Source organism: Herbaspirillum sp. RTI4 (assembly GCF_034313965.1).
Classification (GTDB): domain Bacteria; phylum Pseudomonadota; class Gammaproteobacteria; order Burkholderiales; family Burkholderiaceae_D; genus Herbaspirillum.
The window spans coordinates 1,978,068-1,992,654 of record NZ_JAVIWQ010000002.1 but is presented as its reverse complement, the minus strand read 5'-3'; the positions used below and the strand labels follow the sequence as shown (position 1 = coordinate 1,992,654).

Below are 14,587 nucleotides of genomic sequence, written 5' to 3'. Positions count from 1 at the left end.
CATGCCCGACGCACAGCAGATCAAATTACTGCACCAGGCATCCGTCGCCCTTGGATGCGGCGGCCGTTTGCACCGTCGGCGCATTACGGCTGATCGACAAAGGCATCGTCACCTGCACCCCTTGCGATGGGGGTACGATCACCGGCGGCGCACTCGGATTGGCCACATAACCAAACTGCCCCGCTGCGAACACTTGCTCCCCCCCATTATTTTTGACAAGGATGGCTCCCTGCACCACATCAATGTGCAAACCATCCGGCGGCGCTTTGCCATCGGCGGCAACCACGCCGCCGCAATCGGCCTGACAAAACAGCGCACCGAAATGCGTGCCGCGAATGCCGATAGTGGCCGTTGGCGTATTGAAATTCACCGCATCGTGATTGGCCTTGCCGATCAAACCGGTAACCGCGCGCAAACCGCCTTTGAGCAAGCTCAGCACCACATTGCTTTTTTCCGGCTGCGCCTCGTTATACAAATAACTGGACACTTCCATTTGCGTCCCCGGCCGCAGCACCACTTCGGCGCTATCGACAAATTTGACGCGGGTATAGGTATCGCTCTGCGTAATCAGGGTATCGCCCTGCAATATCGAGGACTTCACCGCCAGCACCGTGGTAGTGCCATCAGCATGACGGGCAGTCAACATGCCGGATAAGTGCGTCACCGTACCGACTTGCGCCCATGCGGCATGCGTCATTAAAAGCGCCAGCGAGGCCAGCATTGTGAGGAGGAATTTACGCATCATCAATTGCACACCGGAAGTGGTTTTTTGGCAGAGGCAGACTTGGTGCTGCCCGGCGTAGTACTGCTCTCTTTGACGCTATCGTCGCCACCGAAACTGCCGCTTTCACCGCCCACCGTCTGCGTGCTGGCTAGCGTAGTCTGGCTGCTGGTATCGGAGCTGCCAACAATTGCGGCAACATTGACTGTCGCCTGCGTCTTGTCCACGCTGCGATTGAGCTGGCTGGTGGTATCTGCGGTCAAGGTAATGATGTTGCTGGAAGAGGCAACCGGGGCCGTTACCCCTGACGAAGCGCCGTTCCCGTACAGCGGCGTGCGGTTAGCCACCAGAGTGCCGAGGATTTTGGCGTTGATAAAAATGCCGGTCCCGGCAAACAGATTAACGATCCCCGTTTTGGTGGCGATCGGGCCGTTGACGGTCAGATTGTCGTTGTTCGCCGCAGAGCTGCCGGCGACTAGACCCACATTACCCTGCGCGCTCACGCCGCCGCTGCCAATGGTCAGCGGGCTATGCGCCTCAATCGACACCGTTCCCGCTGGCGCGCTGATAGCGCCGCTGGTATCGATACCCAAAGTAGCCAGGGGATCAGGATTCGACGGAGCCAGATCGCTCAGGAAAGCAGCGGAGATCGGCGCAGTGACCGTGGCACCGGTATTGTTAATGCTGATATTGCCGCCGGCATTGGTAATTCCGTTCAAGGTGACGGCGGCCAGCGCGCTGTCGCTCAGATCGCGGCTATTGAGAAAGACGATATCGCCACTGCCGCTGTTATCGGCAGCGAATGCGGCAATGCGATTGCCGCTATTGCCCAATGTAATCCCATCGACTGCCGAGGCGATCAACTGCTTTTTGACGTACAGGGAAGTGCCGGCGTTTTGGGCAATCGCCCCGTCAACCGCTTCCAGCACCAGATTGCCGGCAACGACATTGCCCACATTCAAATCACCGGTGTTCTGCGACAAGGCCGTATCGCCGAGCAAAACGAGATTGCCGCCGCTCTGCGTAAAACCTTCCGACACATTGAGATTGGCCCCTGCCGCGCTGCTCAGCGTGCCACCGAGAACATTGAGCCAGCCGAATTTGGCGTCATCGGTGAGCGCTAGTGTGCCGCCGGAAAGATTCATCGTCAGCGTCCCGCCATTTGCCGCACTCGTCACCTGACCCAGCGTGGCCGTTCCCCCTTCAACCGATAGCGTGCCCGTACCGGACAAAGCTCCCACCAGCGCCAGCGCCCCGCTGCCGGAAACAGTCAAGCCACCGTTGAGTGTGGTTCTATTTAGCACCGTCAGAGATCCGCCCGAGACCCGCAGCGAATTGGCATAGGCAATCAGCAGGCTGCTGACAATGTCGTCGCCCGAAGCATGCGTCACGCTGTAACCGGCGTTGATATACACGTTGGAAGATGCGCCGGGCAAGGCCGCAGACCAATTCTCAGGATTGGCCCAATTCATGTCTCCCGAAGCGTTAGTAAAATAGTCGGAGCTAGGGCCAAGTATGGTCACGCGCGCGGCTTCACCCGCGCTTTGCGCGTAACCCACCTGAGGCACTGCCACTGTCCCGTCCCCCAACGTGATGGATGCCGGCGTCACCGTGGCGAAGGTGCCAGAAACGCTGCCCCCTTCCGGCAGGACCAGGAAGCTCGCCCTATCCCCAGAAACCGGCCGGTAGCCGTTGATGAGTTGAAGATTGAGCGTACCGTCGAGATGGATGTCCTTGTCGACGCTGAGCACATCGTACTGGCCGTTTGCAGTACCGGCCATCTTGATCTTCAGCACACCAGTCGAGTTTTGCGTATAGCCGCCGCCACCGGTCAACAAGATAGTCCCTGTCGTCGTAGCGTCGCCCGGCGCGATAAGACCATTATTAATCAGAATGTCGCTCAGAGAGATAGTGCCGCTACCGCTGATGATACCGGTGGCACCGTTATACAAATAAGTACCATCACTCTCCAGTGTCGCGCCATCAGAAAGAATAATGCGTCCCTGATTGGGAGTGAAACTACTGAAGTCTGCCCCCAGCGTACCGCCTTGAATATTAACGACACCGGTCGCCGTATTTTTCAGCGGGACGAATACCGAACCACTGCCTTGTTTGGTCAGCGTACCGTTGTTGACCAGATTTTGCCAGCCCACTGTTGTCCAATTGGTCGTATTCGAGGAAAGTATCGTCAGGGATGCGCCCAACTGATTGGTTAAGACTGAGTCAGTACCCAAGGCGGCCAGAGAACCGACAGCCTGCACCGTCATTTGCCCGCCGTTGTTCCAGATTGACCCTGCGTCTAACGTCACCGCCCCATCGATTGTCGTTACGCCATTCGTCACCAGTGAGCCACTATCAACCGACAGATCGGCGTCGTGTATCTTCAACGCCGGTCCGTTCGCCGCCATCGTCAGCCCGCCGTTGATGCGAATAGAATCGGCCCAGCCGACATTGCCCTGCCCGCCAAAGTTGGTGGTGCCGTTAAAATTCGTATACCCGGTAAAACTCAGCGTCGAGCCACTCGCAACATTAAACGCGCCCCCCGTATTAGTACCGTCGGCCAGGCTCAGGTCGCCCGCATTCAGATTCAATACTCCGTCGTTATTAAGTCCGCTGATACTCTCACCGCCATTAAACTGACCGCCGCTCATGTTCAGAACACCTAAGGAGTTGATGTTTAAGGTATTCGAGAGGGAGAGATTAGAACCGGTTACCAGCGTCAGCGATCCGGCACTGGTGCCGCCAATATTGAGCTGCGCATTGTTGTAGATAGACAGCTGGCCGCCGTTCATCAGTACATTGGCATTGAGGGTAACGCTCCCCCCCATGCCTCCTCCGTTCGGATTCATCGACAGCGTCCCGCCATTCCACGTCACATCGGCGTTGACGATGATGTTGTTATTTGCATTCAGTGTGAATGTCGAATCGTTGGAATTTTTAAGCAGTGGGCTGTTGATATTGATATTGCCGCCACCATCCGCACCACCCTCACCAGTCGACACCGTCACGCTGGTACCGGCGTTGAGCTGATCCATGATGGTGCTGGCCTTGATCACGGAATGACTGCCCGAAGAATAAATAGCATTGCTGGAGCCGGTCGTATCGGCGGGCGTCCCGTTTTCATCAATCGTCAGATCATAGGGATCGATATACCACTGCCCGCCTGCGCCGACCTTTGGCGTGTTGACTACCGACAGCGATTGCTTGCCCGAAGTCTCCACATAGCCGCCGACGCCGGCACTGCCCAACGCAGACACAGTACCGTCGATATTGGCGCTGCCATCGGAATACAACACAACATTGCCGCCGCTCACGCCATCGGCGCGGATATCGGAAGTGGCGCTGGTGGCGAGGGTGGAAGAGGCGCGCAGGAAAATCCGTCCGCCTTCCTTGACCAGACTGCTGGCATTGAGTGTGCCGCTGTTATTGACCAGTCCTGCCGCCAATCCGATGCGGCCCGCTTCGGCCGTAATCTGACCGAGGTTGGTGACATTGCCCGCACTGCCGGTAATAGCGACCGATACGCCGGGCGTGCCGGTGTCGACCAATTGCACCGTCTGTCCCGCTGCCAGAATCACTTCTCCGCCGGGGGCATTGATCAGACCGCCATTCGTCACACTGGAGCCGATCAGATATACGCTGCCGCCTTGCACGGTGTTGATGGTGCCGAGATTCTGCACGGCCCCTACCGTAGCGCCACCAGCAAAGGTCAGTCGGCCAGCCAGAAAATCATCGTTACTCATATTGAGTGTACTGGCGATAAAACTGCCGACGTCGATGCGGCCGGAAGGACCGACCATGATGCCGTTCGGATTGATCAGGGTGAGCGAACCCGGCGCGGTAATCTGGCCGTAGATCTGCGAAGGATCGGTGCCGGTTACCCGCGCCAGCAAGCTCCATGCGGCGCTCGACTGACGAATAGTGAGCAGCGCGCTGGCGCCGACATTAAATGAACTGAAATCGATGATGCCCGCTTGCTGCGCCTGCGTGATGGTCATCACATTGCCGCTTTGCGTCACACCGGAAACACCGCTCACGATTTGACTGACCACCGGCAAGGCATTCAGCGCCGGCGCGGCCGCCATAGCCGACGTACTCCAGGCAGCGCACACGGCAACAGCCATCGTGGTCTTACGCAGCGCCGCGCCAAACAGCATGCGCCATGATCGCCGCAGCAAACCGTCTAACAAAGTGGAGGCACGCTTGCGCGGACGCCAAGACAAGGTGAGCCGTCGACCGCCAATACGCACAATACGCACAACACGCACGGTCATCGGTGGCGGAACAAGGTCCATCGTCCGGCCTGCTGTTGGCTTGTCGCGGCCAGTATTTGCGTCACTCACATGATCTCTCTTCGCCAACATCAGAATCCCAACATCGCGCTCAGATGCGCAGTCCAGTCGCCGCGCTTGTCCGCGACGGAAGTGCCGGGATTGGCGACCCGCGCCACATCCAACTTCAGATTAAAAGTGCGTCCCACGGCAAACCGCATGCCCACGCCCGTGCTGGCAACCGTGACCTGGTCGGGCACGCCGCTGCTGCCGACATGGTTGTTGTAGCCGCGTCCCACATCCACAAACGTCAAAAAGCGCAGATTGCCGGGAAACTTGTTTTCTCCCGCCAGCTCGGGTGTGTAGAACTCGGCATTGACGATCATTCCACTGTCGGCGGCAACGGCGCGTTCGCCAAAACCGCGCACCGAATTGGCTCCCGCCATGCCGAATTGTTCGCCGGATAACAGGGGGGTATTGGTGTATTGCGCGTTGAACGCCAGCCGCGCTTGCCAGCCGCCAGTCAGGCCCTTGAACCACGAACCGCCGCCGCGCAACACCATAAAGGCATCGACGGTGCGGCGGTTGCCCGGCGTTAAAAAGGAATAGCGGTCGACCGTACCGTCGGTATTGACGTGAGTGGTGCCGATAGGAATATTGCGCGACAGGCCGATGCTGTAATCGCTGGCTTCGTTCACGCCCTGACTCTGGGCGATGTAAGTCAGGCCGATGGGCCGGACTGTATAGGGCAGACAAGGGCCGGGTGCCAATCCGACCGAGGCCAGATCGACGCCGTTGATATCGCAGCGGGAATCAATTTTTTTGTAATCGATACTGGTCACCAGTTTGCTGCTGCCCTCTCCCTGCCGCGCAAAGAAATGATTCCATCGCGCGCCCAGCACATCGCCTTTGCCAAGGATGCCGAGGGAGCCGCCCAGCGTAGGCGAAGAGCTTGGTGTATTGACGCTGGATTTACCGTACACAAAATCGAGGCTGTCGCCGAAGGTGTAAATCGGGATGCGATAGCCGAGCGAATACAAGGCCACGCTGACGCCCTTGGGACTATCGGGCGAAAGGGTATAGGCCAGCGTTCCGACCTGATCGCTATTGAATAGATTGGAATGCTGTAGGGCTATGCCGGTACGCCATTGCCCGGTTGCGGGGCTGCCGGTATTGTCCAGCGTAGTGAAAATGCGCAGCGGGTTGCTGTCGGTCACAACGACTTTGGCGTCGATTTTTGCATCGTCGCCCTCATCGGCCGCGCCCAGCGTGACCGCAACTTGCTTGGCCGGATTGTCATTGGCCAATTGAATCGATTCAGAAATCTCGCGCAGGTTGGGCATCGTGCCGACCGCCAGAAATGGCAGGCTGGCGCGGATATTGGCTTCGCTGAAATACTGATTGCCGGTGACGGTGACGGTGCCGATTTTGCTTTCGGTCACATGGATCAGCACCACGCCGCCGGTGAGTTCCTGCTCCGGCACATAGACTTGCACGGTGCTGAATCCGGCCTGGCGATACGCCAGTTCCAATGCCTCCAGGGCTTTCTGCACATCGCCATATACCCGGCCACGGCCCACAAGCGGCGCGAGCAACCGCTGCACTTGCTCGTCGGGCAACAGGGTATTGCCGTCGATCTGGAAACGCAGGATGTCGAAGTGATCGTCGGAGGCTGCCATCGCCGGCGTCGCCGCCAGAAAAACCAGTCCGGCGATTCCAGTAACAAGCAATCGCCTCATTGAGGTGATTTCACAGAGAAGCGGAGTCACAGCGAAGCTAACATCGGTGTCCGACTGTGAATGTGTGAGATGTCCATCGTTTCTATTTTTTTCTTATGCAGCGCAGAAACATGCCTGCGCGTGAATCTCGTCATCAGGCTAGTCTATCTACCAGATTTAACAAATTAAATTTCAAATAAGCACGTATTGTACTAACGAAATTATACGGATTAGTTGCAAAATAATACATATAAAATCAGGGAAATGTCTCTAAATTACAGGAAAGCTAGCTAAATAAAAAAAACTCCCTGAAATTAGCCCGTCAATCCAATTGCAATGCAGAGTGTTTCTTACGGAACATTTCTCATGAGTAGCATCGGGAAATATCGACAAGGAAATAACTGCCTCTTTGCCTCAGCCCAAGAGCAGACGCTTGCAGTACGACTGCCGCCGTCCTTATTTAGTATCGAAAGTTGTCACGCCATCCCAGTCCAGAGGCAATGGATTCGCCCGGAAATGCGCAATGCGCTGCAAATACAAGGTGTAAAGCCCATGCGCATCGCTGGCCTGCAATTGCAGAATCAGCGCCTCAGCCGCCTCCCATTGCTGAGCCCGCAGCAATGCCAGCGCCTGCTGCCATTGGTCCAGTTGCGTGCGTTGCGCTTCATTCAGCCCGGCGCTCAGACCCAGCGGCTCAAAAATCGGCACCGGTTCATTTTTGCCTTTCACCCGCACCCGGTCGAGTTCGCGGTAAGCAAACTGCGGTGCCGCTTCCATGGTCAGTTGTCCCACCAGAATGCCCACGCCATACACCTTGGTGATCGATTCCAGCCGGGACGACAAATTCACCGCATCGCCCATCACCGTATAAGCACGACGGATGGCGGAGCCCATGTCGCCGACGCGCATCATGCCGGTATTGAGTCCGATACCGATTTTAAGCGGCGGCCAGCCGCGCAAAATGAACTGCTGGTTCAGCACAATCACACTTTGCTGCATCTTGAGCGCAGTCGCGACCGCGCGCGCGGCGTGATCCGGCAAGACCACCGGCGCGCCCCAGAACGCCATGACGGCGTCGCCGATGTACTTATCCAGCGTTCCGCGATTGCCGCGAATATCCTCCGACATCGCGGTCAGATAGGCGTTGATGTATTCGCGCAGCTCGTTCGGTTCCAGCCCTTCGGAAATAGTGGTGAAGCCGCGCACGTCGGAAAACATGACGGTCAGTTCCCTGCTTTCACCTTCCATGCTGTAGCTGGCGGGATTGGCCGCCATTTCCGCGACCAGTTCCGGTGCCACATACTCACCGAACAAATTGACGATGGCGCGGCGGTTACGGTATTCAAACAGATAGCCCCAGCCCAGATTACCAATGAACAGGCCGAGTATCAGCAGCAGTGCGGTGGCCATCGGCATTACCAGACCTGCGCCTTCATACAGCCAGAAATTCAAACCCGCCACCGCCAGCGCTGCGCCCACCGACAACAGAATCGCAAAGAAAGGACTGAGCAGCGGCAGCAGCAATCCCAATCCCAGACCTAAGGCAATCACCTGTAGCAAATCGAATCCCTGCGAAAACTCGGGACGCTGCTTGAAATCGCCATCGAGGATGGACGCGATCAGGTTGGCGTGAATTTCCACCCCCGGATAATTCGGGCTGACCGGTGTAGCGCGTAAGTCGTACAAGCCAGGCACCGTGGTGCCGATCAGCAGGATTTTTTGATTGAGCAGAGCGTTCGGCACGCGGCCCTTCAACACATCGACCGCCGACACATAGCGGAACGCACCGCCCTGCGCGCCACCATGACCGCGATACGTAATCAGCGCCGTCAATCCACGCTCCACCGGCACGAGGATGGGACGCGGCTTAACGCGTAGCGATAGTCCGCTCAACGCGCCGTATTCGTTGAGCTGACTATCCGACAGCACCGCATCTTGCTCGATGAAGACCGGCTTGATGCGATCCGCCGCCAGCGCCGTTTCGGCACTCGCCAGCGAGAGCGAGGAATAGAAATTCGCGCCAATCTGCGCCACCAGCGGCACACGTCGGATCAGGCCGTCGCTGTCGAGCAAGGGATTGAAAAATCCACCGCTGCGCGCAGCCTGTTGCAGTTGCGGCAAATTAGCACCGTAGGCTTTCCATTGCGTGGCATCGAGCTTGCGCCCGGCCAGATCGGTCACGCTAAACACCGGCGTGGGCAACTGCCCTTTGGCAATCGCACTGGCCTCATTGGACAGGTTATAGCCCAGCACCACCGGGCGACCTTGCAAGGCCGCTGCGAAACGAGCGTCGAAATCAAGCGTCGGTTTGAGTCGTTCCAGTTGCTGGCTGAATTGCGGCAGGGATTTCAGTTCGCCCTGCGCCAGACGCGCCATCGTGGAATAGCCGGAGCTATTGTCCGGCTCCGCAAAAAGAATATCGAAGGCGATCGTTTTGGCCTGATAAGCGACGGCCATTTTATCGACCAGACCGGCCACGACGTCGCGACTCCACGGCCAGCGGCCCAGCTCGGCGATGCTTTTTTCGTCGATATCAACGATGACAATACGCGGATCAAGCTCGACGCTGGCAATGCGCATGCGCAGATCGTAGAAAAACAGATCGATACGCTCAGTCAAAGAGGCGGGCATAAAACCCGCCACCTGCGCCCCGGCCAGTAAAGTGAACAGAAAAGCCAGCGCCCAACGCGCCCCATGTTTGGCAAACATACGACGCATCACCACTCCCAGGTTTTTATTTAATTTCCGCGATCATAGCAGCTGCAACAAAGTTCGTACTCAGCGCATTTACCCGTCCGAATTTAAAGCTTGTCTTGTCGAAATTCAGAAAATAAAAATAATTTACTGAGACGGGTACGGAAATAAAAATATAAAACGCGGCATCTGCCAAAAATGCTTTGCCGCAAAAAACTCCGGACGCTAAGCTTTTTTTGTTCTGCTTCCCGCGCATACAACACACCGCGCCGGGAATGAAAGAACGGTCATCACGGACGACTTTTTGACTCCGCAATGACAACAAGAAAGCCGGGGGATCACTGAATAAGCGCAGCACGCATCGTCGTGCTGCATTTGCTTTGCGCACTCGCTTATTGAGCGCTTCCCTTCATCACAATCTCTGGAGAACTACATGAAAAAATATTCCTTATTACTATTGGCAGCAGGATTAAGCAGCGCCAGCGCAATGGCGCAAAGCAATGTCACCGTCTATGGCATTGTCGACACCAGTCTCCGGTATGTGAGCAACGACAATGCCGCCGGCAACAGCAATTTCCGCATGGATAACGGCGCGCTCTCAAACAGTCGCTGGGGGCTGAAAGGGACGGAAGATCTGGGTAATGGATTGAAAGCCATCTTCCGTCTTGAGAACGGCTTCAGTTCCGATACCGGCGGCATGTCGGACGGCAGCCGCATGTTCAACCGCCATGCCTATGTCGGACTGGCAAACGACTATGGCCAGTTCACCGCCGGCCGCCAGACCACCCCGCTGTTCGATTTGATGGCCGATCATTTCGATCCGCTGACCGTCGGCAACTATGACCTTAATTCCTGGATGCCCGCCGGTGCCACACTGGTGCGCAACAGCAACATGCTCAAATATCAGGGTAGCTTCGGCAACCTCTCCACCAGCATCAGCTACTCCCCCGGCGAACAGGCAGGATCGCTGCGACGCGGACGTCAGGCCGGTGCCACGCTGCGTTACTCGAGCGGCCCGTTTGCCATCGGCGGCGGCGTGCAGCAAACTGTCAGCGCCGTCTATGACGGCTGGAAAGACACGGCCTACAACCTGAGCGCATCGTATGCCTTCGACGGTGCGAAACTGTTCGGCGGCTACTACCGGATCAACGACAGCACAGGTACCACCACCGCCGTTTTCGGGGCCGCCAATAGTCTTGCCGCCTACAGCGGCGGCGTTGCCGGCATCGAACGCCGGGACAATGGCTTCTTTATTGGCGCCAATTTCCAGGCATCACCGCTATGGACGCTGACCGGCGCAGCCTACTACGACAGGAGCAGCAACGTCGCTATCGGTTCTTCGGGTAATGTGGGCGACGGCAAGCGCTACACACTGGTCGCCGTGGCTGAATATGCCCTCTCAAAGCGCACACAGGTTTACGGCACCATCGATTACAACAAGGCGTCCGATGCCGCCACTGCGGAACTGGCTGGTAAAAATAATGTGACCGGCGCCGGCATCGGTATTCGGCATTCATTCTAAAAAATAAGAAAATACGGACTATCTGGATCAGCGTCACGCGCAGCGTGCACTCAACAGAAAAATAAAACTCTTCCTGAACAAGGAATAGGGAGTGCAGCAAAAATGGCTGTCGTGGCATAGCCCAGCCAGTAAATTAAGGAAGCACTGAGTAAGCGTAGCGAGCGGCGCAAGCTCAGGATAAGAATCCCACTCGTACTTGAGTACGAGGAGCATCGCAGTCCTGAGAGTGCGTCGCGCAGTAGCGTAATCAGAGCTTGCTTCGTCAGATCAGCATGAACGCAGGATGCGGCCGCCGGAAACTTCGACGCCGCATCCTGGCAACAACCAAACACCCTCTGCACAAACCGCATAAACAAACCCGAAATCCTTCGTTGTCGCCTCGCTATCGTCTGCTTAACATAGAAGCATTGATGAAGAATGGATAGCCCGATGACACTGCTAACAACGCCTCCCGGCACTCATATCCACGCCGCGCCTCCCATAGAAAAAAACCTCGCGGCTCCCGAGAAGAAAACACAAACAGAAGTCGCAGACATTGTCCGTTTCGAGCGGGTCGGCTATCGCTATCCCGCACCGGCAAGCGCAGCCAAAACTGCCACCGCCGATGCCCTCACCGACATCGATTTCAGCATCGCCAAAGGAGAAGTATTCGGCATCATTGGCCGCAGCGGCGCAGGGAAATCGACGCTGGTACGCACCATCAACCTGCTGGAAGCCCCTACCAGCGGCCGCGTGCTGATTAACGGCATCGACCTGTCCACGCTGAGCGAACGCCAACTGGCGCAAGCGCGCCGACGCATAGGCATGATCTTCCAGCACTTCAATTTACTGTCCTCGAAAACGGTGGCGGACAACATCGGCCTGCCGCTGCGCATCGCCGGTGTGCCGGCCCGGGAAATCAAACTGCGCGTCGAAGCACTGCTGGAACTGGTCGGCCTGAGCGACAAGCACGACGCCTATCCGGCACACTTGTCCGGCGGTCAGAAACAGCGCGTCGGTATCGCCCGCGCACTGGTGCATGAGCCCGACATCCTGCTGTGCGACGAAGCCACCTCCGCGCTCGATCCGGAATCGACCCAATCCATCCTCGCATTGCTGCGCGAAATCAATCAACGCCTGAAGCTGACCATCGTCCTCATCACGCATGAAATGGCCGTGATCCGGGAAGTCTGCGACCGTGTCGCCGTGCTGGACAAAGGCAGAGTGGTCGAACTCGATCAGATCTGGCGTGTATTCGGCGCACCGCAAGCAGAAGCAACCCGCGCTTTGTTGCGCCCGCTGGCGCACGATCTTCCGGCAGACCTGCGCCACCGCATCAGCGATAGCCGGCAAGCGCCGCAAGACCAGTTGCTGCTCGATATCCGCATCGATGGTGCCAGCCAGCTCGATCCCGACCTGACCCGTCTGGTCGGCTCATTAGGCTCACGCGCCATCCGGCTGGTACATGGCGGCATAGAACGCATTCAAGGCCGGGCGCAGGGTAGGCTGATTGTCTCGGTGGAACCGGGCGTGCATGCCGACGGCGCGCACAGCGGCGCGTGGGCCGAACTGCTCGGACTCGCCCCGCACAGCGTGCGCGCGCTGGGTTTCCTGGAAAAGGAGTCCATCCATGCTTGATTCCTATCTGGCCCAGCAATACCTGGACGCCCTGCTCGATACCCTGACCATGGTCGCCGCCGCCGCATCCGTCTCCACACTTGGCGGCTTGCTGCTGGCACTGGTGCTGGTCACCACCGGCCCAGGCGATTTGTACGACTCCCCGGCCCTGAACCGCGTCATCGGCGCCATCGTCAACGTCGTGCGCTCCGTCCCTTTCATTATTCTGCTGGTAGTGCTGTTGCCGCTGACCCGGATGATCGTCGGCACCACCATCGGCGTCTGGGCGGCCGTGGTGCCGCTGGCGATTGCCGGTATCCCGTTTTTTGCGCGGATTGCCGAAGTCAGCCTGCGCGAAGTTGATCGAGGCCTGATCGAAGCCGCACTGGCAATGGGTGCCTTGCGTACCAACGTCATTCGTCATGTATTGCTGCCGGAAGCCTTGCCCGGCATCGTCAGCGGCTTCACCATTACCGTCGTCGCCATGATCGGTTCCTCTGCCATGGCCGGTGCAGTGGGTGCCGGCGGACTCGGCGATCTGGCGATCCGCTACGGCTATCAGCGCTTCAACAACACCCTGATGTTTGCCGTACTGATCGGACTTATGACACTGGTCACGCTGGTGCAGCTCACGGGCGATTTCGCGGTGCGCCGTCTGGATCGCCGACGCTGATGCGCTCGTTCTACAGCTCCTGAGCGGCTACTGAACTGCTCGGGAACTGCTCGGGAATTATTCAGAGCGACACCTTGTTGACCCCATTCCCGCGCCGCTATTTTTTCTCCTATTTTTTCTCCTATTTTTTGCACTGTTGACCATCATGACCGATACCTCCGGCACTGCCCCCGTTTTGCCACGACCCATCGAAAACGCGCACCGCATTACCAGCGACGAAGCCGCGATCGCTGCCGCCCACTTGCTGGCCGAGGTGTTCGCAGAAGACGCAAGTCAGCGCGACCGCGACCGCCAGCTCCCCTGGGCGGAACTGGATCGCTACTCCGCCAGTGGACTGGGCGCTATCACCGTGCCACGCGAATACGGCGGTGCCGATGTTTCCTACGTCACGCTGGCCGAAGTATTCCGCATCCTGAGCGTGGCTGATCCGGCGCTGGGACAGATTCCGCAAAACCATTTCGGCGTCCTCGGCGTGATCCGCGAACTGGCCACACCGGCGCAGAAAAAACGCATTTACGCACAGATACTGGCAGGGCAGCGGCTAGGCAACGCCGGGCCGGAACGCGGCACACCGACCATCCTGCACCAGACCACCACCCTCTCCACCGAGCAAGGAAAACTGCGTTTGCACGGCACCCGTTTTTATTCGACCGGAGCCTTGTTCGCCCACTGGATTCCTACCCGTGCGCTGGACGAACAGCAGCGTTCGGTGCAAGTGCTGGTCGCACGCGATACCCCCGGCGTGGAAGTGGTGGACGACTGGAATGGATTTGGCCAGCGCACCACTGCCAGCGGCACCGTGAAATTCAATCAGGTCGCAGTCGATCCTGACAATGTGCTTCCGGTCTGGCAACTGGCCGACCGGCCCGGACTGAGCGGCCCCGTCAGCCAATTGATCCACGCCGCCATCGACACCGGTATCGCCCGGGCGGCAATCGACGACACCATCCGTTACGTCCGTGAAAAATCACGGCCTTGGATTGATTCCGGTCTGGAGCGCGCCAGCGACGACCCCTACACCCTCCACGCGATCGGGCGCTTGCAGATCGATCTGCATGCCACCGAAGAAATACTGCGCGAAGCCGCCGCCGAAATCGACACCATTGCCGCCGCTCCCATCACTGCCGAGTCCAGCGCCCGGGCCTCGGTAGCGGTAGCGCACGCCAAGATACTGAGTACCGAAATCGCGCTGCAAGCCAGCGAAAAACTGTTCGAACTGGCCGGCTCCTCCGCCACCCGCGCCGCCCCCAACCTCGGCCGCCACTGGCGCAATGCCCGCGTGCATACCCTGCACGATCCGGTGCGCTGGAAATATCACCTGCTCGGCAATTACGAACTCAACGGCGCATTGCCCCGACGCCACCAGTGGAACTAAAGCGCCCTTCTCCCCCA

9 protein-coding genes are annotated in these 14,587 nt (G+C 58.1%); 4 read left to right on the top strand and 5 right to left on the bottom strand.

Going from position 1 to position 14,587, the window contains the following annotated elements:
• Positions 1 to 25: 25 nt before the first annotated feature.
• The 5 genes from RGU70_RS09055 to RGU70_RS09035 all read right to left on the bottom strand — a co-directional run bounded on the left by RGU70_RS09055 (position 26) and on the right by RGU70_RS09035 (position 9,762).
• Positions 26 to 745, bottom strand: coding sequence for a FecR family protein (locus RGU70_RS09055; protein ID WP_322209072.1), 720 nt, complete (start codon positions 743 to 745; stop codon positions 26 to 28).
• Positions 745 to 5,064 (bottom strand): filamentous hemagglutinin N-terminal domain-containing protein, encoded by a 4,320-nt coding sequence (locus RGU70_RS09050; protein ID WP_322209071.1) that lies wholly within the window; start codon positions 5,062 to 5,064, stop codon positions 745 to 747. The genes RGU70_RS09055 and RGU70_RS09050 overlap by 1 nt, the downstream gene beginning before the upstream one ends.
• 20 nt (positions 5,065 to 5,084) lie before the next feature.
• Positions 5,085 to 6,731, bottom strand: coding sequence for a ShlB/FhaC/HecB family hemolysin secretion/activation protein (locus tag RGU70_RS09045; protein WP_416186497.1), 1,647 nt, complete (start codon positions 6,729 to 6,731; stop codon positions 5,085 to 5,087).
• 435 nt (positions 6,732 to 7,166) lie between these two features.
• A complete protein-coding gene (locus tag RGU70_RS09040; protein WP_416186496.1) occupies positions 7,167 to 9,428 on the bottom strand; it encodes a CHASE2 domain-containing protein in 2,262 nt (753 codons plus the stop codon).
• A 16-nt stretch (positions 9,429 to 9,444) separates the two neighbouring features.
• Positions 9,445 to 9,762: a hypothetical protein gene (locus tag RGU70_RS09035; RefSeq protein WP_322209069.1), complete on the bottom strand. Its 318-nt coding sequence runs from the start codon at positions 9,760 to 9,762 to the stop codon at positions 9,445 to 9,447.
• A gap of 75 nt (positions 9,763 to 9,837) precedes the next feature.
• On the opposite strand from RGU70_RS09035, the gene RGU70_RS09030 reads away from it, so the two are divergent.
• The 4 genes from RGU70_RS09030 to RGU70_RS09015 all read left to right on the top strand — a co-directional run bounded on the left by RGU70_RS09030 (position 9,838) and on the right by RGU70_RS09015 (position 14,570).
• On the top strand, positions 9,838 to 10,926 hold the full coding sequence (locus RGU70_RS09030; protein WP_322209068.1) for a porin: 1,089 nt from the start codon (positions 9,838 to 9,840) through the stop codon (positions 10,924 to 10,926).
• Positions 10,927 to 11,355: 429 nt separating this feature from the next.
• The gene (locus tag RGU70_RS09025; RefSeq protein ID WP_322209067.1) at positions 11,356 to 12,543 is read left to right on the top strand and encodes a methionine ABC transporter ATP-binding protein; all 1,188 of its coding nucleotides are present in this window, start codon (positions 11,356 to 11,358) and stop codon (positions 12,541 to 12,543) included.
• Positions 12,536 to 13,195, top strand: a complete 660-nt coding sequence (locus tag RGU70_RS09020) for a methionine ABC transporter permease (RefSeq protein WP_322209066.1) — start codon at positions 12,536 to 12,538, stop codon at positions 13,193 to 13,195. Before RGU70_RS09025 ends, RGU70_RS09020 begins: the two co-directional genes overlap by 8 nt.
• A 145-nt stretch (positions 13,196 to 13,340) precedes the next feature.
• Positions 13,341 to 14,570: an SfnB family sulfur acquisition oxidoreductase gene (locus tag RGU70_RS09015; RefSeq protein ID WP_322209065.1), complete on the top strand. Its 1,230-nt coding sequence runs from the start codon at positions 13,341 to 13,343 to the stop codon at positions 14,568 to 14,570.
• Positions 14,571 to 14,587: the final 17 nt, after the last annotated feature.

What these genes read in the sequence shown, in the direction of transcription:
- RGU70_RS09055 (WP_322209072.1), bottom strand. Translation starts at nt 745, where the DNA reads ATGATGCGTAAATTCCTCCTCACAATGCTGGCCTCGCTGGCGCTTTTA.
- RGU70_RS09045 (WP_416186497.1), bottom strand. Translation starts at nt 6,731, where the DNA reads ATGAGGCGATTGCTTGTTACTGGAATCGCCGGACTGGTTTTTCTGGCG.
- RGU70_RS09040 (WP_416186496.1), bottom strand. Translation starts at nt 9,428, where the DNA reads ATGCGTCGTATGTTTGCCAAACATGGGGCGCGTTGGGCGCTGGCTTTT.
- RGU70_RS09030 (WP_322209068.1), top strand. Translation starts at nt 9,838, where the DNA reads ATGAAAAAATATTCCTTATTACTATTGGCAGCAGGATTAAGCAGCGCC.
- RGU70_RS09025 (WP_322209067.1), top strand. Translation starts at nt 11,356, where the DNA reads ATGACACTGCTAACAACGCCTCCCGGCACTCATATCCACGCCGCGCCT.
- RGU70_RS09020 (WP_322209066.1), top strand. Translation starts at nt 12,536, where the DNA reads ATGCTTGATTCCTATCTGGCCCAGCAATACCTGGACGCCCTGCTCGAT.
- RGU70_RS09015 (WP_322209065.1), top strand. Translation starts at nt 13,341, where the DNA reads ATGACCGATACCTCCGGCACTGCCCCCGTTTTGCCACGACCCATCGAA.